The organism is Actinomadura macra NBRC 14102 (genome assembly GCF_001552215.1).
GTDB lineage: Bacteria > Actinomycetota > Actinomycetes > Streptosporangiales > Streptosporangiaceae > Spirillospora > Spirillospora macra.
The window spans coordinates 162,752-183,882 of record NZ_BCQT01000002.1; the positions used below are offsets into that span (position 1 = coordinate 162,752).

The window sequence follows — 21,131 nt, forward strand, 5'->3', positions numbered from 1 at the left end:
TCAGGCGAGCGTGCTGACGAAGGTGGACAGGGAACCCGCGGCGGAGGCGAGGCCACCGGCCGCGCTGCCCACCGACCGGGCGGGCCGGTCTGGTTCCCTGATGACGTAGTACGCCACGAAGGCCGCGGCGGCCCATGTCATGTACTTCTTTGTGGGCACGGCAGCCTCCCGGAGCGTCGAGCCACGGACCCCGGTTCAGTCTCGCACAGGCCGCATCACCGGCAAAGCAAGGTCTATGGCGCGTTGTCGAGAGAGGAACGGCGCGCCCGGCGCCGTTTCTCGGCCGCGACCGTGGCAAGCACCTCCAGGTGCCTGCGCGCGATCCGCTCGACCAGTTCGGACGGCGCCGACCCCGTGACCTCCTCGGCCCCGTAACGCGCGGCGGACACGCACCGGGACACCGTCTCGGCCGCGTGCACCCCTTCGAACTCCTCGATGAGCCGCTCGCCGATCGCGGCGTACTGCGGCAGGTCCCCGTCCCCTTGGTGAGCCATCACGTTTCCTCGGGTTCGCTCACACCGCCCGGTCCGAAACGGTCCCCTGTGCCGGGGCGGCGGAGGGGAACGCTCACTGACGTTCCGTAGCGCGTTATTACCCCTTGCCATCTGGAACGAACATCCGCCGGCCCGCCCACGGACGAATCCTCACCCCGCCCGGATCACACACCGCTCAAGCCGAATCACACTGTGTGCAGAGCGTCACCGGGATGAGCCATTCGTAGGACGAAACGAGCAGGAAGAACCCATAGGCCGACCAGGACGAATGGGCGGGACGAACAGGTAGGACGTCGCAGCGTCAGACGACGCCGTAGAGACGATCTCCGGCGTCACCGAGGCCGGGCACGATGAAGCCCTGGTCGTTCAGGTGCGAGTCGATCGCGGCGGTGACCACCCGGATGGGCGCCGCGATGCCCTCGAATGCCTGCTCCAAGTACGTCAGCCCTTCCGGAGCGGCGAGCAGACAGAGGGCCGTGACATCGTCGGCGCCGCGATCCAACAGGAGCTTGACCGCGGCGGCGAGCGTCCCGCCCGTGGCGAGCATCGGGTCCAGGACGTAGCACTGCCGGCCGGACAGGTCGTCCGGAAGGCGGGTCGCGTACGTCTGGGCCTGGAGCGTTCCCTCGTCCCGGATCATCCCGAGGAAACCGACCTCGGCGGTGGGCAGCAGCCGGGTCATGCCGTCCAGCATCCCAAGGCCCGCACGCAGGATCGGCACCACCAGCGGCTTGGGGCTCGCAAGCTGAACGCCTTGGGACGAGACCAGCGGCGTCTCGACCACTGCTTCGACGACCCGGACATCGCGGGTAGCCTCGTACGCCAGGAGGGTCACCAGCTCGTCGGTGAGACGCCGGAAGGTCGGCGAGTCGGTGCGCACGTCGCGCAGGGTGGTGAGCTTGTGCGCGACGAGCGGATGATCGACGGCGAGGGTCTGCATCCGCTCACCGTAGCCCACCTGGTCAGAACTGCCAGACCCCGCCGGAACAGGATAGGACGCCCCTGAGCTGGGCAGTATGCCGTTATGAGCAGCGAGAGTGATCAGCAGCCGATACCCCCGGCGCGGGTCCGTGAACCCGCGCCCGATCCGCCTGAACACCGCGTGCCCGATGCCCCTGGGCGGACCGCCTCCGCCTCCTCCGAGCAGCCCCTGGCGCACCTCCCCGCGCCCGCGGTGACCGAAGTCACAGCCGATCCGGGCCCCGAACCACGGCCCGGCCCGCGGGGCGACATCTCCCCCGAGCAGGTACGCGAGCATCTGCGCCGTCGCGCGATCTTCCTGCGCGAGTTGGCCGAGGCCCGTGAGCTGCGCCGGCGCGTCACCCCGCACCGCTCCCGCCGCGCGCGAATCCACGCCGCGTTGCGCCGGCGCACGTTCCGTGTCAATTGACGCGGATCCAGCAGGCTCTTGCCACGCGACACCGGAAAACGGCGCTGACTCCCGATCTCACATCGGGGTGCGGTGGCCAGTTTGGCGGTGGGGCACGCGAGGGCGCGCCGCATCTGCGACCATGCCCCTGGCAGGAACCGCGCCGGTGGGGTGGAAATGACGGATGTTGACGCGACGGACTTTGCCGTCGTGGTGTACCGGGAAGACGACCGCTGGGAAGCCGAGATCCTCCCGGTGGCGCTCACCGAGGATCTAGCGGGGTTGATCCACGCCTTGCGCCAGCAGCCGAGCCTCGGCGGCACGGTCGGGCTGGTCTCGGTCGGCGATGACTTCTTCGTGGCGATCCGTCTGCTCGGCGACGAGGTGATGGTGTTCCTGTCGGACGTGACGGCCTCGGTCGACTGGCCGCTGGCCGGCCAAGTCCTGGAATACCTGGACATACCGATCCCCAACGACGAGGAACTCGACCAGGTCCTGCCGGTCGGTGATATGTCGATCTTCGCCGACCTCGGCCTGGACGAGATGGAGATCGGTGCCATCTCCGGCGACCTGGAGCTCTACCCCGACGAGATGCTCCTCAGCATCGCCGGCCGCATCGGCTTCGCCCCCGCCTTCGAGCGGGCGGTCGACGCTGTGGGCTGACCCCCGTCCGCTTCGTCTGGAGCCCCTCGCGGGCACCGTCCCGAATCCGGAACCGTCAGGAACCGCCGCTTCCGGCACGGAAGCGGCGGTCAGGGGTTGTGATCGGGGTAACCCCGTGGGTCACAATGGCCTGGTGTCGTACTTCGCCGCCGTCTTCGCGCGCACCCCGCAGGGCTGGGTCGGGACCGAGGCCGTTCTCGCCGAGGCCCAGGGCGTCGACGATGTCGCCGACCTGATGCGGGAGGCGGCCGTCGAGTCCTACGGTGACCCGGTCGTCCTGCTGATCGAGCAGGACGACGACTGGTTCGCGGTCGTCCGGCTGGACGGGCAGGACGAGCCCCGCGCGTATGTGTCGACCGTCCGCGAGGACGGGCTCGGCTCGCTGTTCGGCCAGCTCGTCGGCGAGGTGCCGGACGGCGATGCCGGCGGCGACCCGGCCGTGCTGGACGATCTCGGTGTCGACGCCAAGCAGCTCAGCGACCTCGGGGAGCGGGCGCTGCCGGGCGACGCGCTGCTGACGGTCGCCGAGCACGCCGGGTTCGGCGAGGAGTTCGACCGCCTCCGTGACTGAGCCCGGTCCCGCGGCAGGCCCCGCCGACGGGCCCGGGACACCGCCCCATCTCGCCGCGGCCATGCGGCGGGCGCTGGAGGAGGCGCGGGCGGCGTTCGATGCCGGGGAGGTCCCGGTCGGCGCCGTCGTCCTGGACCCATCGGGTGAGGTCATCGGCACCGGGCACAACGACCGCGAGCGGGCCGCCGATCCCACCGGGCACGCGGAGATCATCGCGATGCGCGGCGCCGCGTCCGCCCTCGGTGCTTGGCGGCTGTCCGGATGCACCCTGGTCGTCACGCTCGAACCGTGCACGATGTGCGCCGGAGCCGCCGTGCAAGCGCGCGTGGGCCGCATCGCCTACGGTGCCGTAGACCTCAAAGCCGGCGCCGTGGGTTCCCTTTGGGACGTCGTCCGGGACCGGAGGCTCAACCACCGCCCGGAGGTCGTCGCCGAAGTGCTCGCCGACGAGTGCGGCGCGCTGCTCTCCGGGTTCTTCGCGCGCCGCAGAGTCCGGTAGGCTTCCCCGCGGTGGTGTCGCCTAGTGGACGAGGGCGCACGCCTCGAAAGCGTGTGAAGTGCAAGCTTCCGTGGGTTCGAATCCCACCACCACCGCCGACCGTCAAGGGCCGCGACTCCGTCGCGGCCCTTCGCGCTGCCGGTGTCAGCCGAGTGCGGGAGTCAGCCGGGTGCACATGCCGGCCGAAACGCACGAGTGTCAGCCGACGGTGACGAGTGCGACGCCGGCCACCGCGACCGCCATGCCGATACGCTGCACCGCGCGAAGCCGTTCGCTGTAGGCGATCCGGGCCAGGAGCACCGTGATCGCCGGATACAGGGAGGTGAGGACGGCCGCGAGGCTGAGCATCCCGTTCTGGACGGCGACGAAGTAGAGCGCGTTCGCGCCGGCGTCGAGGGCGCCCGACAGCAGTGCCAGGCCGATGAGCGCGCGTCCCGACACCGGGGGACCGGCCTCGCCGCCCCGCAGCAGCGCCATGAACAGCAGTGCGACGAGTACGACGACCAGGTTGCCGGCACGTGCGGCGACGAGCGGCCACAGGCCCCCGTCGTCCCCGGCGGCCTTCAGCAGGACGAAGAAGATCCCGAAGCAGGCGCCGGACACCCCGGCCATCACCGGGCCCGAGTCCACGAGGCGCCGCCATCCGGACGCGGCGGGCCCCTTGGCTCCGGACGCGTCCTCGGCGCCGCCGTCCTCCATGCTGACCAGCCCGATCGCCACGACGCACAGCAGGACTCCGGCGAGGACCATCGCGTCCAGCCGCTCACCGCGCAGGGTGCCCACGGCGACCGGCAGCACGGCCGCGGTCAGCGCGGACACCGGCGCGACCACGCTCATCGGGCCTCGCGCGAGCGCCCGGTAGAAGGTGATCAGGCCCGTCCCGCCCGCGAGGCCGGCGCCGAAGCCCCACGCCATCGGGCCCCACCCGGCGTCGCCGCCGGTGATCAGCGCCGACAGCAGGACGACCGCGAGTCCCATCGGGACGCACCAGGCCAGCGCCTTCAGCGCCGTGGAGCGGCGGGCGACCGCGCCGCCGAGAAAGTCGGCGACGCCGTACGCCAGGGCCGCTCCGAGCGCGAGGACCGTGACCATCAGGGCCCTTCGATCAGGCGGCTCTCGATCCGCACCTCGGAAGAGATCGCCCGGAGCCGCGCGGCGAGCTCGTCACCGGCCTCGGCGAGCCGGTCGAGGCCGTACGGCTCAAGGCGTTCGAGCAGGAAGAGCCCGTTCTCGGTGTCCTCGGTGAGGCGCGTGCGGACGCACTGCCGCCAGTTCCAGCGCCTGCACGTCACGCCCGCGTCGTCGCGCCAGACGACCTCGCCCGCCGCCGGGTGCTCCACCGCGGGCTCGCCGCCCGCGATCACGTCGAACGGCTCGTCGCCAGTGGCCCGCACCAGCCGCGCGGGGCCCTGGTAGGCGTCGAGGTCCTCGCCGCCGATCGGCAGCGCGTACTCGACGCTGACCGCGTTGTAGGCGTCGACGACCCGGTTGATGGACGGGAGCGCGTCGGCCCGCCGGAGCAGCGCGTCCACCGAGGGGCGGGTGCGTTGCGGTTTGGCACCGAACGCCCGGTACGCCTCGCGCCAGGACTCCACGTGCGGATCGTCGCCGGCCTTCGCGGCGGCCTGGGCCAGCCATCCCGCCGACTGCTCGTCGCTCGGCCCGTTCGCCAGCCCCTTCGCGGTCACGACGAGCACGGCGAAGTCGGGACGCAACTCCCGTACGGCCTCATCGACGGCGATCCGCTCCAACATGTCCAGTCCCCTCGTGCGGTCACTATAATGAACTCTGCGGTCATCCTACCGACCCGCTCTGTGGGTTTCGCCATCTTTCCTGGGCCCGCCGCTCGCGGCGGCCCGGCGGCTTCGCGAAGTTCTGGTCGAGAGTGACCTCATCCGTCACACGAGCGCGATGTCGCGAAATGAACGCAGGGGGATGGCTTGGGCGAACAGGAGGCGATCGGCGAGGCCGTCGCGCGGACCGTCCGGGCGCTCCGGGCGGGCCACGGATGGAGCCTGGACGAACTGGCGGGACGGGCCGGTGTCAGCAAGGGCGTGCTCGTCGGACTGGAGCAGGGGCGGGGGAACCCCAACCTCGGGACGCTCATCCGGATCTCGGACGCGCTCGGGGTGCCTCTGACCCGGCTGGTCCAGGTGGAACAAGAGCCGCCGGTGCGGCTGTTCCCGCCCGACCGGCACGTCGTCCTGTGGGAGGGGCCGAGCGGGGGCAAGGGAACGTTGCTGGCCGGGAGCGATCCCCGCCCTTCGCTCGAACTGTGGCATTGGGAACTGCGCCCCGGCGAGACGCGGGAGAGCGATGCGCACGTCCCCGGCACCAAGGAGATCGTGTACGTGGAGGAGGGCACCCTGACGCTCGGTGTGGACGGCCGCACGGACCTGGTCCAGGCGGGGACGGCGGCGGTGTTCGTGGGCGACCGGCCCCATTCGTACGGGAACACCGGCAGCCGTGACGTCCGGTTCGTCCTGGCCGTACTTGATCTGTAGCCGAACCGACCGCAGGGCGTCGTGAAGATGTCGGACCCTGGGCGTATCAGGCTGTGAGTCGGACGGGCATGACGAGGTAGCGGTAGCCGGTATCGGATTTGTCGGACTTCTCGTCGTCGGGGATGGCGGTGAGGAGGGCGGCCTTGGTGGGGCCGGTGCACTCCAGCCGTGCGCGCTCGGTGTCGATTCCGGCAAGGCCGTCCAAAAGGTACTGGGGGCTGAAAGCAAGGTCGACGTCGTCACCGCTGAGCTGGGCGGACAGGCTCTCGTTGGCGCGGGCGGCATCGCCGGAGGCCGCGCGGATGCGGACCTCGTCCGCGGTGAAGGCCAGCCGGATCGGCGTCCCGCGCTCGGTGACGAGCGCCGCGCGCTTGATCGCCTCGATGAAGGGCGCGGTCTCGACCTCGGCGACGGACGACCACGTGCCGGCCAGGCGCGCCTTGTAGTTGATGTACTGCTCGTCCAGGAGGCGGCTGGTCATGCTGCGGTCGCCGCCGGAGACGCCGATGAGGGTGTCGCCGGTGCCGGCGAGGTCGATGGCGACCTCGGCGCCCTGCCGGACGGCCTTGGCCGTGTCGGCGAGGGTGCGGGCGGGGACGACGACGCCGGCGGTGAAGCCGGGGTCGGCCGGGGACCAGGTGAGCTCGCGGGCGGCGATGCGGTAGCGGTCGGTGCAGGCCAGCCACATCGTGTCGCCCTCGATGTCGATCCTGACGCCGGTGAGCATGGGCAGGGTGTCGTCGCGGCCCGCCGCCGGGACGACCTGGGCGACGGCCGCGGCGAACAGGTCGCCGGGGACGGTACCGGCGCGGGCGGGCGGCTCGGGCAGGGTCGGGTAGTCCTCGACGGGCATCGTGAGGAGACCGAACTCGGCGGGGCCACAGCGGACCACGACCTCCGACCCTTTGGTGGAGATATCCACAGGCTGTGGAGGAAGGTTCCGGACGATCTCGGCGAGGAGCCGTCCGGGGACGAGGACACGGCCCGGCTCCGCCACGGCGGCCTCGATGCGGGCGCGGGCGGACACCTCGTAGTCGAAGCCCGCCAGGGCCAGCCCTCCGTCGGCCGTGACCTCGATGAGCATGCCCGCGAGGACCGGCAGCGCGGGGCGCGCCGGCAGCGTCCGCGCCGCCCACGCCACGGCGTCGGCGAGCGTTTGACGGTCTACCCGGAGCTCCACGTCGGCTGCCTTTCCGCGATTCTGTCAAGGCCGGGTTCCCGGCCCTGACAGAACACGTTATCCCCAGCCTCCGACAATTCCCGACCACCTCGACTGCCCGCTGAGAACACCGGCACTCCCTCAGAAAAGGGCGGCGCCGAGGGTCTTGCGCTCGAAGTCGAGCAGGTGGCGTTTGCGCTCCAGGCCACCGCCGTAGCCGGTGAGGTCGCCGGTGGAGCCGACGACGCGGTGGCAGGGGACGATGACGCTGATCGGGTTCTTTCCGTTGGCCAGACCGACCGCGCGGGACGCGGAGGGCTTGCCGATCTCCACCGCGAGCTCGCCATAGGTGATCGTCTGTCCGTAAGGGATCTCTTGGAGCGCGGCCCAGACACGGCTCTGAAAAGGCGTTCCGCGCATGTTCAGCGGCAGATCGAACTCGGTGAGATCGCCCGCGAAGTAGGCGTCCAGTTGCTCGGCGACGGCGGCGAAGGTTTCCCGGTTCTCGGTGGGGGCACCGAAGGTCTCTTCGGCGGGACGGTGCCGCTGCTTGTCCATGTACAGGCCGGACAGGCCACCGTCGATCACGACCGCGGTGAGGGGGCCTATGGGGCTGTCCAGGACGGCGTGCGTCGGTTCCATGGTGAAGATCCTCTCTAGGCCGGGAGGAGGTTGATGGCGTGATCGCCCGTTGCCCACAGGTACTGGACGGCATAGGCGCGCCAGGGGCGCCATTCGGCGGCACGCCGGGTGAGTGCGGCGGGGGACGTGGGCAGGTCGAGGGTGCGGGCGGCGGCGCGGATGCCGAGATCGCCCGGGATGAACGCGTCGGGGTCACCGAGAGCACGCATCGCGATGGTCTCGATGGTCCAGGGGCCGAATCCGGGCAGCTCGGCCAAGCGCGCGCGGGCCTCTTCCCAGTCGCTTCCTACGCCGAGGTCAATCTCCTCTTTCGCGAGCGATGCGACGAGGGTGGTGAAGGTCGTGCGGCGGGACTTCGGAAAAGCCAGGGTCTCCGGGTCAAGGTCGGCTAGGGCGGCCGGGGTCGGGAACAGATGGGTCAGTCCGCCGCCCGGGTCGGTGATGGGCTCCCCGTAGGCGGTGACGAGTCGCGCAGCGTGTGTGCGCGCGGCGGCGACCGACACCTGCTGCCCGAGGACGGCCCGGACGGCGAACTCCGGAGCGTCCACCGTGCGCGGGACGCGGCGTCCGGGGGCCTTGTCGACCAGCGGGGCGAGCACCGGGTCGGCGCGGAGCAGGTCGTCCACCGCGACGGGGTCGGCGTCGAGGTCCAGCATCCAGCGGCAGCGGCTGATCGCGATGGTGAGGTCCCGCAGGTCGCTCAGGGTGAGCGTGCAGGCCACGTGGTCGGGCTGGGGCCGCAATGTGGCGATTCCAGGACCATGGGGTAGCCGCAGGGTGCGGCGAAACGCACCGTCCCGCCACTCTTCGACGCCCGGGACGCCGGTGGCGGCGAGATGGCCGAACAGGTTGTCGGGGCAGAGCGGTGCACGGAACGGGAGTCGCAGCGAGAGCGACCCGGAGCCCGCTGGCGGGTGGCCCTTGGCGACGCGATCACGCAATTGGCTCGGTGTCAGGGCGAACACCTCCCGGACGGTGTCGTTGAAGGCGCGGATGCTCGCGAAACCCGCCGCGAACGCCACGTCCCCCATCGGGAGGGCTGTCGTTTCGATCAGAAGTCGTGCCGTCTGCGCGCGCTGGGCCCGAGCCAGGGCGAGCGGGCCCGCGCCTAGTTCGGCGTTGAGCTGGCGCTCCACCTGACGGGTGCTGTAGCCGAGGCGTCCCGCGAGGCCCGGTACGCCCTCGCGGTCGACGACGCCGTCGGCGATGAGCCGCATGGCCCGGGCGACGACGTCCGCCCGCTGGTTCCACTCGGGGGAACCGGGGCTGGTGTCGGGGCGGCAGCGCTTGCAGGCCCGGAATCCGGCCTGTTGTGCGGCGGCGGCGCTCGGGTAGAAGCGCATGTTCTCCGGCTTCGGCGGCACGACCGGGCAACTCGGACGGCAGTAGATCCCCGTGGTCACGACCCCGGTGAAGAACCATCCGTCGAACCGGGCGTCCTTCGACTGGACGGCCCGCACGCACCTTTCCACGTCTTCGTGCATGTCTCCAGCATCACGGATAGTCAGGGGAGTTCACTAGCGGAATTCCGACATCATTGTCCCGGCATCCGGCCTGGTGGGAGACATGCCGCCGCAGGGGTGTGGCTGCTCGCGCGCCGGAGCATGACGTCCCAGGTAATCGATCTTACGTCGCGGGCTTGGCAGCGTAGGGCGCACCGGGGCAGACAAGACCGGATGAAGCCAGACGGAATACATAGGAGCAGAGATGAGCGACGTCCAGCAGCAGGTCGAGCGGTACCTGGCCATCTGGAACGAGACCGACCCGGCCGCGCGGCGCGCGGCGATCGACGAGCTGTGGACCGAGAATCCCGTCTACGTCGACCCCCTCGGGGTCGCCGAGGGACGGGACGCGATCGACGCCTTCATCGGCGCCGCGCAGAAGCAGTTCCCCGGCCTGGTCTTCCGTGCGGCGGGCGCGGTGGACGCCCATCATGACGTGGCCCGCTTCACCTGGGAGCTCGGCCCGGAGGGCGGCGAGGCGATGGTGGTCGGGTTCGACGTGGCGGTGTTCGCGGCGGACGGCCGCTTCGACCGCGTCCACGGGTTCCTCGACAAGGTCCCCGCCTGAGCCGCGGGATATGCCGGAAAAGGCGACGGCCGGGGCGTGCCGGGCAGGATGGGGCCCGGCACGCCCCGGCGGTCAGAGCTGAGGTCGGGACTGGGTCAGAGCTGGCGGAGCGCGCCGCCGTCCACCGGCCATTCCGCACCCGTGACCTGCACGGCCAGTGGTGACAGCAGGTAGGCGATAACGCGCGCCACGTCCTGCGGGGTCCCGAGGCGGGCGGCGGGCAGCCGCCGCTCCTCGCGGACGAACCGCTCGATGGCCTCCTCGACCGGGAGCCCGAACTGGGATGCGAGCTGGTCGGCGAACCCGCCCGGCTCGTCCCACAACCGGGTCCGCGTGGGGCCAGGGGTGACGATGTTGGAGCGAATGCCACAGCGTCCGAACTCCCCCGCAAGGGTCTTGGACACCGACAAGAGCGCCGTCTTGGACGCGGCATAGTCGACCAGGGGCGTATCGGGAAACCGCGCGGCTTCGCTGGCGATGTGGACGAGGCTGCCTGCGCCCTGGTCGATCAGAGCGGGCAGTGCGGCACGGGCCATCCGGACCGCAGCGTGGAAGTTCAGCTCGAACGTGGCGTGCCACTGGTCGTCGGTGACGTCCAGGAAGCCGATCCGCGACTCGAGGGCTCCGGCGTTGTTGACGAGTCCGTCGACGCGACCGTACCGGTCGAGGGCGGTGTCCACCACGTGCTGGGCGGCGGACGGGTCGGTGAGATCGGCGGCGACACCGGTCACGCGCCCGCCGTTCGCTCGCTCGGGCTCGTCCACCGGCCTCCGGGCGACACCCACCACGCGGGCACCTTCATCCGCGAGGAGGCGGGCGGTGGCCTCGCCGATCCCGGCGGACGCGCCGGTGACGATGTACACCTTTCCGGACAGTTCAAGATCCATCGGTTCGGGCCTTTCAGGAGCGGCGGAGGAACAGGACGGCCAGGCCGGCGCCCACGAGCGCGACCAGCGCGTTGACCAGCGTGGCGGCGTGGACGCCGCCGAGCACCGACGACGTGCCCGCGGTGGCGACCGCGCTCATCACAGGGATGCCGAGGGTGATGGCGACCTGCTGGGTCATGGTGGCGAGCCCGGTCGCGAGGCCCTGCTCGCCGTCCGGCAGCCCCGACGTCGCGAGACCCATGAACGCGACGATCGCGACGAGATTCCCGAATCCGCCGATGGCGGTGGCGGTGAGCATCAGGGCGAGCCCGTCCCGCGTGGAACCGAGCCCGACCAGCGCCAGGGTCGCGGCGGCCTGGAGCACGAGCCCGGCGGCGAGGGTCGCCCGGCCGCCGAGCCGTCCCATGATGCGGGGCGCCGCGACGCCGCCCGCGAACGTCCCGGCTCCGAGCACGCCGAGCGCGAGGCCGGTGGTCAGCGGCGAGAACCCGAGGACCTGCTGGAGGTAGAGGGTCATCAGGAACACCAGCGAGGTCTCGGTGGCGAAGGCGATGAAACCACCGACGTTGCCCCAGGTCACGGTCCGCCTCGTCAGGACGTGCAGGGGGGCGAGCGGGGCCGGTGAGCGGCGTTCGATCAGGCCGAAGGCGACGAGCAGGACAGCGGCGGCGGCCAGCGCGCCGGCCGCGAACGGGTCGCCCCAGCCGTGTGCGCCGGCCGAGGTGATGCCGTACACCAGTGCGAGGAGACCGCCGGTGACGGTCACCGCGCCGGGCACGTCCAGCCGGGCGGCGTCCCGCGACCGACTCTCGCCGACCAGCGCGGGCGTGACGGCGAGGATCGCCACCGCGACCGGCACGTTGATCAGGAACGCCCAGCGCCAGCTCAGCAGGTCGGTGAGGACGCCGCCGAGGATCGCGCCCACCGTGAAGCCGGCGGACATCAGCGCACCGCTGAGCCCGAGCGCCCGCGTCCGCAGCGGCCCTTCCGGGAACGACGTGGTGAGCAGCGACAGCGCGGCCGGGGTCGCGATCGCGGTGGCCAACCCCTGGAGCACGCGGCCGGCCAGCAGCATGGCCGGGGACGCGGCGAGCCCGCCGACCAGCGAGCCGGCCGCCAGCAGCGCCATTCCGGCGAGCAGCATCCGGCGCCGTCCGAACAGGTCGGCAACACGGCCGAACAACAGGGTGAAACCGGCGGCGGGCAGCGCGAACGCGGTGGCGATCCACTGCAGCTCGCCCAGGCCAAAGCCCAGTCCCTCGCCGACGACGGGCAGGGCCACGTTCAGGATGGAGAAGTCGATGGCGAGCATGAACTGCGCGCCGAGGAGAAGGGTCAGGATCAGCTTGTGCCGCGACGACATCCGCTCGGCGGCGGGGGCGGCGGTGATGACGGTCATGGGGGAGACGATCGTCGCGGCGGGTACGGGTACCCAGTCCCCGGCCGTTCGTACCACCGGCAGAAGCAGGCTAAGGAGACCTGGGTAGCGGTTCGGGGAGACCTGGGAGCCAGGACGGACATGGCGCTCCGGCGTGGCGACCGTCCGATCCCCCGGCTCCTAGATTCGGACGGGTCGAAACGCCTCGCAGAGGAGGAACCGTGCGCCGCCAGCTCTCCACCCTCACCGGGGCCGTCATCGTGGCGGCCGTCGCCGGGACCACGCTGAGCGCCTGCGGCATGGCGTTCGCCTCGACCTACGAGGACGACCCCGGCCTGAAAGGCAAGATCACCGCCGTCCGGCTGGACATCGGCTCCGGCAGCGTGAGGCTGCGGGGCGGAGCGGGCGCTCTGGCCCTGCACCGCAAGATCAAGTACCGGGACGATAGGCCGGACGGGCCGACGCACCGCATCGAGAACGGCGTCCTCGTCCTCAACGGCTGCGGTTCGCACTGCTCGGTGAGCTACACCGTCGACGTTCCGGCGGGGCTCCCGGTGAGCGGCACGACGTCGAGCGGTGAGATCAAGCTGACGCGTGTGGGCGCGGTGGATGTGCGAACCAGTTCGGGTTCCATCCGCCTGGACGGGGTGACCGGGCCGATCAAGGCGTCGACCTCCAACGGCCGGATCGAGGGACGCGGGCTCAGGGGCGGCCGCATCGAGGCGCAGACGTCCAACGGGAACGTCAAGCTCACCCCCGACACGCCACAGGACGTCCGAGCGAAGACGTCCAACGGGGACGTCACCATCGCCGTCCCAGCGGGGCGCTACCAGCTGACCACGCACACCAACAACGGTGACAGGGACATCGACCTCACGAACGACCCCTCAGGTCAGCACCGCATTGACGTGTCCACCAGCAATGGTGACATCACGGTGAAACCCGCCGGATAGCCTCACCGGCATGGCGCAGACAGGAGAACTCGGCGAATTCCTCAAGTCCCGGCGCGCGCGCCTGCAACCCGAAGACGTCGGTGTCCGCGCCTATGGCAGCCGCCGCCGCGTCCCTGGGCTGCGCCGGGAGGAACTTGCCCAGCTCGCCGGAGTCAGCGTCGCGTACTACATCCGGCTTGAGCAGGGCAACGCCGACAACGTGTCCACCGAGATCCTCGACGCGATCTCGCGAGCGCTCCGTCTGGACGCCGACGAGCACGCCCACCTGCACCGCCTCGCCCACCCGCCGCGGCGGACCCGCGCCCCGGGCCCGCCGCGCCTGCGTCCACCGCTCCAGCACCTGCTCGACGCCATCGACCACGCGCCCGCCTATGTCGTCGGGCACTACACCGACGTGGTCGCCTGGAACCGGCTGACCTCGGCCGTCTTCGTGGACCTGGCGAGCGTCCCGGCGGACGAGCGCACCTGGTCGCACCAGATCCATCTCAACGACGACTACAAGGCCCGCCTCGACGACAACTGGCTGAAGGTCGCCCGCCGCAACGTCGCCTACCTGCGGTTCCGGTCCGGCCAGGACCCGGGCGACCCGCGGTTGCGGGCGCTGATCGACTGCCTGCGGGAGCGGAGCCCGGAGTTCGGGCGGATGTGGTCCGCGCACCATGTGACGGAACTGACGCACGGTGAGGCCCGGCTGCGGCATCCGGACGTCGGACGGCTCATGCTGCCGTTCGAGACCCTGCACCTGCCCGGCGACCCCGACCTGAGCCGCCTGATGCTGTACGCCGCCGAACCCGGTTCGCCTTCCGAGCGGGCGCTCCGCAGGCTCGCCGCGACGTCCCGGCACCTCTCCAGCCGGGAGTGCTTCGATCTCGACTGAATTCGATTCTCGCGTCTCTGGGTCAAAGCCCATCGGGAGTTCGGTACGGACGTACCGCGCTGGACGGGCCATACGATCAGGCTGAGGTATCGGATACTCGCGGAACGTCGGATGAGACGCGGAGGGGCGAGGTGAACGGGGGTAAAGGCACCGCCGGCGCGGGCGACACCAGCGGCGTTGAGGGTGCTGTAGGCCTCGACGGGGCAGTCGTCTGCTGGCAGGAGGACGGCGCGGACCACTGTGCCCGGTGGCGATCGGAGAGCGGCGCCGCGCCGCCCCGCCGTGTCGAGATCGCCGGCGACGAGACCCGCGCGGACGACGCGTACCGCCTGGCCTGCGAGGGGACCGCGTTGCTGTGGCGCGGCGACTTCCAGAACGCGCGACAGCTCCTCCAAGCGCTGGCGCGTCGGATCGACCGCCCTCCAAGGCGCCCAAGGAGGAAGGCGGAACCGTCCCAGGTTCAAGCTTTCCACCTGTACCGCCAGGCACGGGCTCAGCGCGCGCGCACGCTCGGCATGCTCCTCATCCCGTTCGAGCCGGGGCACATCGTCCCCTTGAGGCGGGCACCGGACGTCGTCCAGGCGTGCACAGAAGCGTATGGGTCTGACGACCAGCCGTACGTGACGTCCCTGCGCGAGCTTCTGGGGCTGATCGGTGCGCACGAATGGCGGCAGAAGGGTGTGCCTATACCCGCGCTAGGCGGGGACAGGATTCACCCGCATTACGGGGTGTTCTCTCCGGTCAGAGGCGAGTACGTTGACTTGGTCGCCGAGGCACCGCTCCCTCCGGCGACGGTCGCATTCGACATCGGCACAGGCACCGGCGTGCTGGCGGCCGTTCTCGCCCGCCGGGGCGTGCAACGCGTCATCGCCACTGACCAGGACCCGCGCGCCCTCGCGTGTGCCAACGAAAACACCCGCCGTTTGGACGTGACCGACCGCGTGGAGGTCGTCCAAGCCGACCTGTATCCGGAGGGCCGCGCCGGGCTCATCGTCTGCAATCCGCCATGGGTTCCCGCAAAACCCAGCTCACCGCTGGAACACGCCGTCTACGACCCGGGCAGCCGGATGCTCCACGGATTCCTGGACGGGCTCGCTGTGCATCTGGAACCCGATGGGGAAGGCTGGCTGATCCTTTCCGATCTGGCCGAAAACCTCGGGCTGCGGGCGCGGGACGACCTGCTCCAGGCATTCCGCGCCTCCGGCCTGGAGGTCGTGGGACGGCTCGACACCGCACCCGCGCACCCTCGCGCCGCCGACCCCGACGACCCGCTGCATGCCGCCCGCGTCACCGAGGTCACATCGCTGTGGCGGCTCAGGCGTGGCTCCGGTGGGCGGTCTCCGGGCCGATGACGCGCAACAACTCCAGCGCCTCGATGCTCGCGGTCCCGGGCGGCGGGGTGAACACGAACAGCCGCTGATCTTCGGCGGGCGTGAGCAGGGCCTCCGCGTCGAACTCGATGATCCCGACCTCCGGGTGCAGGACCCTCATCCGGCTGCCGCGGTGCACGGCGACCTCGTGCCGCTCCCACAACCGTGTGAACTCCTCACTGGCGCCGTGCAGCCGCTCGACCAGGGCGGACGCCACCGCGTCGTTCCCCCGCCGTGCGACGGCGGCGCGCAGGTCGGCGACGTGCATGCGGGCGTAGTCGCCGTGCTCGTCCTCCGGATACGCCCTCCGGACGAACGGATCGGTGAACCAGCGCCAGACGATGTTGCGGTCAGGTTCCTCGACCGTGCAGACGCAACCGAAAAGTGCCTCCGCCATCGCGTTCTGCGCCAGCACGTCCCCGAGATCACCGATGATCTGCGCGGGGGTCTCCTGGAGCCGGTCCAGCAGGTAGAGCAGCCCCGGCCGGACGTGCTCCCCCGCGTACGGCCCGGCGGGCGGCCGGTGACCGGCGAGGACGTACAGGTGGTCGCGCTCGTCCTCGGTCAGCCGGAGCGCGCGGGCGAGCGCGCCGAGAAGCTGGGACGACGGTTGCGGGCTGCGCGCCTGCTCCAGCCGCATGTAGTAGTCGGCGGACATCCCGGCGAGCTGCGACACCTCCTCGCGGCGCAGCCCCGGGGTGCGCCGCCGGGGCCCGGCCACGAGGCCCACCTCCTGCGGGCGCAACCGCTCGCGGGAGCGGCGGAGGAAGTCGGCGAGCTCACTGCGGTCCATATCCCTATGATCGGTCGCGGGATGGGCTGTCCAAAACCCGCAGCCTGGGATCGCTTGTCCTAGCCAGAACGGTCCGCTCCTCATTCTCGCCACGCGCTGGTGGAGTCGAGGGCATGACAACTCTCACTGTTGGAAACGCCCGTGTGACCTACCGGCGGGACGGGTCGGGTCCCCCGCTCGTCCTCGTCCACGGGGTCGGCCCCGGCTCGATCATGTGGAACGAGCTGATCGACCGGTTCGGCGACCGGCACACCGTGATCCTCCCCGACCTGGCCGGCAGCGACCCCGCCGAGGACGACGGCGCCCCGGTGACCATCGAGGCGCTCGCCGCGCAGGTCATCGCCGTCATCGAGGACGTCGGCGCCGGCGACGCCGGGAGCACGCCCGTGGATCTGATGGGCTTCTCCCTGGGCGCGCCCACCGTCGCGGCCGTCGCCGCGCTCCGTCCCGACCTGATCCGGCGGCTGATCCCCGTCGCGGGACTGACCCACGCGGGCGACGAGTACATCCAGCAGGCGATGGGCACCTGGCTGCTGCTGTCGGACAGCGCCGACGCGTTCGGACGGTTCGCGACGCTCCTCGCCTACAGCCGCCCGTTCCTGAACCAGATCGGTCACGACGCGGTCGAGCAGTTCCACGGGTTCATGCGCCCGACGGACGGACGGCGGCGCCAGATCGACCTCGTCCGGCGGCTGGACATCCGGGATCTCCTCCCCAGGATCGAGGCCCCCACGCTGGTGATCGGCTGCACGCGGGACGCCACGATCCCGGTCGAGAACCATCGCGAGTTCTTCGCCGCCATCCCCGGCAGCGAGTACGCCGAACTGGACACCGGGCACGTCGCGATGGTGGAGCGGACCGACGAGTTCCTGAAGCTCGTCCGGGACTTCCTGGCTCGTCCTTGACCCTGCTCGTCCTTGACCCTGCTCGTCCTTGCCTCTACTCGTCCTCGACCCCGGGTCCCGGCCGGCTCACCGCGTCCCGACCAGCCGAAAGAACGCCCGGATATCACCGGTGAGCAGGTCGGGTACTTCCACGGCCGGGAAGTGCCCGCCCCGATCGAACTCCGTCCAGTGGACGACGTCGTACGCGCGTTCGACAAGCCGCCGCACGGGCAGGACGAGATCACGCGCGAACACCGCGACGCCAAGCGGGACCGGACACGGCGCCGGAGGACCACCCCGCGATGCGTTCTCCCTATGGAGCCTTGACGACGAACTCGCCGTGCCGGTGAGCCAGTAGAGCATCACGGTCGTGAGCAAGCGATCGTCATCGATCCCGCTGGCAGGGTCGGTCCACTCCGTCACCTTGTCGGCGATCCAGGCGAGCTGGCCGACAGGCGAGTCCATCAACCCGTACGCGAGGGTCTGCGGACGTGTGGACTGCATCTGCCAGTACCCGGCGGGATTGGCCAGATACTCCTTCTGACGTCGTAGCCTTCCCTCGTCCTCTGCCGAGAGCGCGCTCACGTCCTCAGGCGGTGGCGGTGACCCCAGATAGTTGAGGTGAACCCCGACGACCCGTTCCGTGGCCACGGCACCGAGCGCGTTCGAGATCGGCCAACCCCAGTCGCCGCCCTGTACCCCGTATTGCTCGTACCCCAGCCGATCCATCAATTCGGCCCAGGCACGCGCGATACGGTTCACGTCCCATCCGGCCTCGCGTGTCGGCCCGGACAGCGTGAACCCCGGCAGCGACGGGACGACGACATGGAACGCATCCGCCGGGTCGCCCCCGTGTGCCCGGGGATCGGTGAGCGGGCCGATCACGTCGAGGAAGTCCGCGACCGAGCTGGGCCACCCGTGCGTGATGATCAGCGGCAGTGCGCCCGGCTCGGGCGACCGGACATGGACGAAATGGATGTCCGCCCCGTCGATCTCCGTCGTGAACTGGGGGAACGCGTTGAGCCTCGCCTCCTGGGCTCGCCAGTCGTAGGAGGTCCGCCAGCGCTCGGCCAGCTCCTTCACGCGGCCGAGCGGGATGCCGTGATCCCAGCCGACACCGGGAAGCTCGTCCGGCCAGCGAGTGCGGTCCAGGCGTGCGGCGAGATCGTCCAGGTCGGCCTGCGGGACGTCCAGGCGGAAGGGTGTGATCTCAGGCATTTGCCGCCTCCCCCGTGCGGGTCTCCTTCGTGCCGGCTTTCTGCGAGCGGGTCTCCTGTGTGCCGGTTTCCGAATGGGCTTGGTGCGGCAACTCGGTGTTCCAGAGCGGCCGGCCCCGCACGTGCGAGATCCGCCAGCCGTCCGCCGTCCGGACGGCATCGAGGACGTAGATCTCGCCGTACACCCCCAGACCGTCCGGCCGGACGAAGACGACGAGCACGTTGGCCTTGATCGTGGCGTGGTCGCCGTCGACGTCGATGCGCGGGTCGGTGATGAGGTGCTGGGTCGGCACCTCGTGATGCCTGCGGGCTTGTGCGGTGACGGCGTCGATGCCTCGCGAGGTCCCGCCGACCGTCTCGGCCACGACGTCCTCGGTGAGGACGCTCCGTGCCTCGTCGAAGCGCTTCTCGTCCAGCCACGCTCCCAGCCGGGTGACCAGGCCGGTCAGTTCACTGCGGTCGTTGTCTTCCATGATCTCCCCGATTCGTTGGCAACTCCAACGTTGGCTTGGCCAACAATACAGGAGATCGTTGGTCACGCCAACAAGTCGCTAGACTGCGGCACATGATCGACGCCGATACCGCGCAACCGGCGCGCCTCCTGCGGACGCCGAGCTGGCTGATCAACCTGACCTCCACGCACAGCCATCGCCTGGTCAGCGAGGGGTTCGCCGCGGCGGGTGCCCGCGGCTACCACTACCGGCTGCTCGCCGCCCTCGACGAGTACGGCCCGGCCAGCCAGGCCGCGCTCGGACGCCACACCGGCATCGACCGCAGTGACGTCGTCGCCGCCCTCAACGAACTCGCCGCCAAGGATCTGATCGAACGCTCGCCCGACCCGGCCGACCGCCGGCGCAACATCATCACGATCACGGCGGCCGGGTCCCGCCACCTGGAGCAGCTTGACCGCGTCCTCGCGAGCGTCCAGGACGAGTTGCTCGCTCCGCTCTCCGCACCGGAGCGGACCCGCCTCGTCGAGTTGCTGACCCGGGTCGTCGAGCACCACGGCCGGAGCCGCTGAAGGCGAAACGACTCGGGCGCCCCGTTCCCGGCATTTGAAGTTCGTTCCACGAACTAATATGGTTCGTAGACCGAACTACACTCCTGGGGAGCCATCATGGGACGTATTGTCGCGGTCATCGGCGGCGGTTACGGCGGCGCTGCCGCCGCGAAGGCACTGGACGGGGACACCGACGTCATCCTCATCGAGCCGAAGGACGCCTTCGTCCACTCGGTGGGAGCGCTGCGCGCGCTGGTACGGCCCGACTGGGCGGGCAACATCTTCTTCCCCTACGACAGGCTGCTGGCCCGCGGCGAGGTCGTCCGCGGGCGCGCCACCTCGGTGGACTCCGGCGGCGTCACCCTGGCCTCCGGCGACCGTGTCGACGCCGACTACCTCGTCCTCGCGTCCGGTTCCAGCTACCCGTTCCCGGCGAAGATGGACACCGACGTCGCAGACCAGGCGCTGGAGCGGCTCCGCGCCGCGTCCAAGGAGCTCGCGGGCGGCGGACGCGTGCTGATCGCCGGCGCCGGTCCGGTCGGACTGGAACTGGCCGGCGAGATCAGGGCGGCGTGGCCGGACAAGCGCGTGACGATCGTCGACCCGGGCGAGCAGGTGCTCCCGGGGTTCCTGCCGGAACTGCACGCCGACCTGCACCGGCAGCTTCGCGACCTGAACATCGAGCTGCGGCTGGACACCACGCTGCTCACCGAGCCGCCGACCAGGCCCGGCCTGGCGGAGACCTTCACCGTGCGCACCACCGGCGGCGACCTCACCGCCGACATCTGGTTCCGCTGCCACGGCGCCAGCGCCAATGGCGACTACCTCGGCGACGGAAAGGCCATAGCCCGCACACCCCAAGGAAAGGTGCGGGTGACCGAGAAGCTCAACGTCCACGGACACAGCCACATCTACGCGCTCGGCGACATCACCGACATCGCCGAGGCCAAGATGGCCGCGCACGCGATGAAGCACGCCGAGGTCGTCGCGGCGAACATCATCGCCCAGGTCCGGGGCGAGGAGCCTGCGGCCGTCTACCGGCCGTCCCCCGTGCCGTCTATCCTTCTCCCGCTCGGCCCCGCCGCCGGCGTCGGTCAGATCCCGACTCCCGACGGCCCCACCGTCCTGCCCGCGCGGACCGTCGCCGAGTACAAGGGCACCCACCTGCTCATCGACCGGTTCGCCGAGCTGTTCGGCACCGCCTGAGGTGACCTCAGCCCGCCGCGGCGGCCCCCTCGTCCGCTTCCTTGAAGACGACCGGAACGTCGTTGTCGAGCACCACCCGGCCGAGCAGCCCCGCGAGCGCGCGGCGCTCGGCATCGGTGAGTCCCGAGGTCAGCCCTTCGACACGCCGGCACGTGTCGGCGTAGAACTCCGCCACGACCGCGGCCCCCTCGCGCGTGAGGGCGACGCGCGCCGCCCTCCCGTCGCGCGGGTCCGGCTCGCGACGCACCAGGCCGTTGCGGACGCTCCGGTCGACCAGGCCGGTGAGGCTCGACTTCGCCAGCCCCAGCATCGCGCCCAGCTCGCTCATCCCGTACGGCTGCGGCATCAGCACGCACAGCAACTGCCCCTGCTGTTCGGTCAGCCCATGATCCCGAGCCGACCCGGCGTACACCGCGTCCACCAGAAAAGAGGCGCGCACCAGCGCGGAGACGACCCCCATTTGCTCCTCAGCCTTGCCCACCCCTCCAGAATACGGCAGCACCCTCCCCAGTTCGTCACACGAACTACCACCTGGAGGACATGGCAATGCCGTTGTCCGGAACCGGAATCGACACCACCGTCACCGCCGCACCGG

Annotated in this window: 26 protein-coding genes and 1 tRNA gene; 13 read left to right on the plus strand and 14 right to left on the minus strand. The window is 70.7% G+C overall.

The genetic code is table 11. The features are described from left to right. The 3 genes from AMA02S_RS41235 to upp form a co-directional block, all read right to left on the minus strand. Positions 1 to 159, minus strand: coding sequence for a hypothetical protein (locus AMA02S_RS41235; protein WP_157430321.1), 159 nt, complete (start codon positions 157 to 159; stop codon positions 1 to 3). 74 nt (positions 160 to 233) lie between these two features. Next, positions 234 to 494 carry a hypothetical protein gene (locus tag AMA02S_RS01965; protein ID WP_067450556.1) on the minus strand — a complete coding sequence of 87 codons (261 nt, stop codon included), beginning with the start codon at positions 492 to 494 and terminating at the stop codon, positions 234 to 236. A gap of 301 nt (positions 495 to 795) precedes the next feature. After that, entirely contained in the window at positions 796 to 1,434 is a 639-nt protein-coding gene (gene upp / locus AMA02S_RS01970) for a uracil phosphoribosyltransferase (protein WP_067450559.1), read from the minus strand. Between the two features lie 84 nt (positions 1,435 to 1,518). Between upp and AMA02S_RS41240 the strand changes: the two genes are divergently transcribed. From AMA02S_RS41240 to AMA02S_RS01995, 5 genes are all read left to right on the plus strand, one after another. Beyond that, a complete protein-coding gene (locus AMA02S_RS41240; RefSeq protein WP_157430322.1) occupies positions 1,519 to 1,884 on the plus strand; it encodes a hypothetical protein in 366 nt (121 codons plus the stop codon). A 156-nt stretch (positions 1,885 to 2,040) separates the two neighbouring features. Continuing rightward, positions 2,041 to 2,526, plus strand: a complete 486-nt coding sequence (locus AMA02S_RS01980) for a tRNA adenosine deaminase-associated protein (RefSeq protein WP_067450562.1) — start codon at positions 2,041 to 2,043, stop codon at positions 2,524 to 2,526. 133 nt (positions 2,527 to 2,659) lie between these two features. Then, complete coding sequence (locus AMA02S_RS01985) at positions 2,660 to 3,097, plus strand: tRNA adenosine deaminase-associated protein (RefSeq protein ID WP_067451492.1); 438 nt, start codon at positions 2,660 to 2,662, stop codon at positions 3,095 to 3,097. Positions 3,098 to 3,158: 61 nt separating this feature from the next. Next, positions 3,159 to 3,596 carry a tRNA adenosine(34) deaminase TadA gene (gene tadA, locus AMA02S_RS01990; RefSeq protein ID WP_067450565.1) on the plus strand — a complete coding sequence of 146 codons (438 nt, stop codon included), beginning with the start codon at positions 3,159 to 3,161 and terminating at the stop codon, positions 3,594 to 3,596. A gap of 10 nt (positions 3,597 to 3,606) precedes the next feature. Then, positions 3,607 to 3,691 (plus strand) — tRNA-Ser (locus AMA02S_RS01995). 103 nt (positions 3,692 to 3,794) lie between these two features. Here the strand turns inward: AMA02S_RS01995 and AMA02S_RS02000 are convergent. Together AMA02S_RS02000 and AMA02S_RS02005 are read right to left on the minus strand one after the other, a co-directional pair. Further along, positions 3,795 to 4,688, minus strand: a complete 894-nt coding sequence (locus tag AMA02S_RS02000) for an EamA family transporter (protein WP_067450568.1) — start codon at positions 4,686 to 4,688, stop codon at positions 3,795 to 3,797. Then, the gene (locus AMA02S_RS02005; protein ID WP_067450570.1) at positions 4,688 to 5,350 is read right to left on the minus strand and encodes a B3/B4 domain-containing protein; all 663 of its coding nucleotides are present in this window, start codon (positions 5,348 to 5,350) and stop codon (positions 4,688 to 4,690) included. The genes AMA02S_RS02000 and AMA02S_RS02005 overlap by 1 nt, the downstream gene beginning before the upstream one ends. Before the next feature lie 186 nt (positions 5,351 to 5,536). On the opposite strand from AMA02S_RS02005, the gene AMA02S_RS02010 reads away from it, so the two are divergent. Next, positions 5,537 to 6,100, plus strand: a complete 564-nt coding sequence (locus AMA02S_RS02010; protein WP_067450573.1) for a helix-turn-helix domain-containing protein — start codon at positions 5,537 to 5,539, stop codon at positions 6,098 to 6,100. 46 nt (positions 6,101 to 6,146) lie between these two features. On the opposite strand, the gene dnaN is transcribed toward AMA02S_RS02010, so the two are convergent. The 3 genes from dnaN to AMA02S_RS02025 all read right to left on the minus strand — a co-directional run bounded on the left by dnaN (position 6,147) and on the right by AMA02S_RS02025 (position 9,385). Beyond that, positions 6,147 to 7,280 carry a DNA polymerase III subunit beta gene (dnaN, locus tag AMA02S_RS02015; protein WP_067450576.1) on the minus strand — a complete coding sequence of 378 codons (1,134 nt, stop codon included), beginning with the start codon at positions 7,278 to 7,280 and terminating at the stop codon, positions 6,147 to 6,149. Between the two features lie 120 nt (positions 7,281 to 7,400). After that, a complete protein-coding gene (locus tag AMA02S_RS02020; RefSeq protein WP_067450580.1) occupies positions 7,401 to 7,901 on the minus strand; it encodes a methylated-DNA--[protein]-cysteine S-methyltransferase in 501 nt (166 codons plus the stop codon). A gap of 14 nt (positions 7,902 to 7,915) precedes the next feature. Continuing rightward, positions 7,916 to 9,385 (minus strand): AlkA N-terminal domain-containing protein, encoded by a 1,470-nt coding sequence (locus AMA02S_RS02025; protein WP_067450587.1) that lies wholly within the window; start codon positions 9,383 to 9,385, stop codon positions 7,916 to 7,918. Between the two features lie 223 nt (positions 9,386 to 9,608). Here AMA02S_RS02025 and AMA02S_RS02030 point away from each other — a divergent pair, with 223 nt between their 5' ends. Beyond that, complete coding sequence (locus tag AMA02S_RS02030; RefSeq protein WP_067450590.1) at positions 9,609 to 9,971, plus strand: nuclear transport factor 2 family protein; 363 nt, start codon at positions 9,609 to 9,611, stop codon at positions 9,969 to 9,971. Positions 9,972 to 10,066: 95 nt separating this feature from the next. Here the strand turns inward: AMA02S_RS02030 and AMA02S_RS02035 are convergent, their stop codons facing one another. After that, positions 10,067 to 10,858: an SDR family NAD(P)-dependent oxidoreductase gene (locus AMA02S_RS02035; protein ID WP_067450593.1), complete on the minus strand. Its 792-nt coding sequence runs from the start codon at positions 10,856 to 10,858 to the stop codon at positions 10,067 to 10,069. 13 nt (positions 10,859 to 10,871) lie between these two features. Then, on the minus strand, positions 10,872 to 12,257 hold the full coding sequence (locus AMA02S_RS02040; protein WP_067450596.1) for an MFS transporter: 1,386 nt from the start codon (positions 12,255 to 12,257) through the stop codon (positions 10,872 to 10,874). A gap of 200 nt (positions 12,258 to 12,457) precedes the next feature. Here AMA02S_RS02040 and AMA02S_RS02045 point away from each other — a divergent pair, with 200 nt between their 5' ends. From AMA02S_RS02045 to AMA02S_RS02055, 3 genes are all read left to right on the plus strand, one after another. Continuing rightward, positions 12,458 to 13,189 carry a DUF4097 family beta strand repeat-containing protein gene (locus AMA02S_RS02045; RefSeq protein ID WP_067450599.1) on the plus strand — a complete coding sequence of 244 codons (732 nt, stop codon included), beginning with the start codon at positions 12,458 to 12,460 and terminating at the stop codon, positions 13,187 to 13,189. Between the two features lie 10 nt (positions 13,190 to 13,199). Beyond that, the gene (locus AMA02S_RS02050; protein WP_067450602.1) at positions 13,200 to 14,066 is read left to right on the plus strand and encodes a helix-turn-helix domain-containing protein; all 867 of its coding nucleotides are present in this window, start codon (positions 13,200 to 13,202) and stop codon (positions 14,064 to 14,066) included. A gap of 131 nt (positions 14,067 to 14,197) precedes the next feature. Then, positions 14,198 to 15,418, plus strand: coding sequence for a methyltransferase (locus AMA02S_RS02055; RefSeq protein ID WP_084264437.1), 1,221 nt, complete (start codon positions 14,198 to 14,200; stop codon positions 15,416 to 15,418). On the opposite strand, the gene AMA02S_RS02060 is transcribed toward AMA02S_RS02055, so the two are convergent. Further along, on the minus strand, positions 15,381 to 16,229 hold the full coding sequence (locus AMA02S_RS02060; RefSeq protein ID WP_067450605.1) for a helix-turn-helix transcriptional regulator: 849 nt from the start codon (positions 16,227 to 16,229) through the stop codon (positions 15,381 to 15,383). The genes AMA02S_RS02055 and AMA02S_RS02060 overlap by 38 nt on opposite strands. A 113-nt stretch (positions 16,230 to 16,342) precedes the next feature. Between AMA02S_RS02060 and AMA02S_RS02065 the strand changes: the two genes are divergently transcribed. Next, positions 16,343 to 17,134: an alpha/beta fold hydrolase gene (locus tag AMA02S_RS02065; protein ID WP_067450609.1), complete on the plus strand. Its 792-nt coding sequence runs from the start codon at positions 16,343 to 16,345 to the stop codon at positions 17,132 to 17,134. A gap of 66 nt (positions 17,135 to 17,200) precedes the next feature. Here the strand turns inward: AMA02S_RS02065 and AMA02S_RS02070 are convergent, their stop codons facing one another. Beyond that, entirely contained in the window at positions 17,201 to 18,331 is a 1,131-nt protein-coding gene (locus tag AMA02S_RS02070) for an epoxide hydrolase family protein (RefSeq protein WP_067450612.1), read from the minus strand. Continuing rightward, entirely contained in the window at positions 18,324 to 18,803 is a 480-nt protein-coding gene (locus AMA02S_RS02075; protein WP_067450615.1) for a nuclear transport factor 2 family protein, read from the minus strand. Before AMA02S_RS02075 ends, AMA02S_RS02070 begins: the two co-directional genes overlap by 8 nt. Positions 18,804 to 18,895: 92 nt before the next feature. Here AMA02S_RS02075 and AMA02S_RS02080 point away from each other — a divergent pair, with 92 nt between their 5' ends. Beyond that, positions 18,896 to 19,351: a MarR family winged helix-turn-helix transcriptional regulator gene (locus AMA02S_RS02080; RefSeq protein WP_067450617.1), complete on the plus strand. Its 456-nt coding sequence runs from the start codon at positions 18,896 to 18,898 to the stop codon at positions 19,349 to 19,351. Between the two features lie 96 nt (positions 19,352 to 19,447). Next, positions 19,448 to 20,536 (plus strand): NAD(P)/FAD-dependent oxidoreductase, encoded by a 1,089-nt coding sequence (locus tag AMA02S_RS02085; RefSeq protein ID WP_067450620.1) that lies wholly within the window; start codon positions 19,448 to 19,450, stop codon positions 20,534 to 20,536. A 7-nt stretch (positions 20,537 to 20,543) separates the two neighbouring features. Here AMA02S_RS02085 and AMA02S_RS02090 read toward each other — a convergent pair whose 3' ends face one another. Then, the gene (locus AMA02S_RS02090) at positions 20,544 to 21,017 is read right to left on the minus strand and encodes a MarR family winged helix-turn-helix transcriptional regulator (RefSeq protein ID WP_245667310.1); all 474 of its coding nucleotides are present in this window, start codon (positions 21,015 to 21,017) and stop codon (positions 20,544 to 20,546) included. Between the last annotated feature and the right edge of the window lie 114 nt (positions 21,018 to 21,131).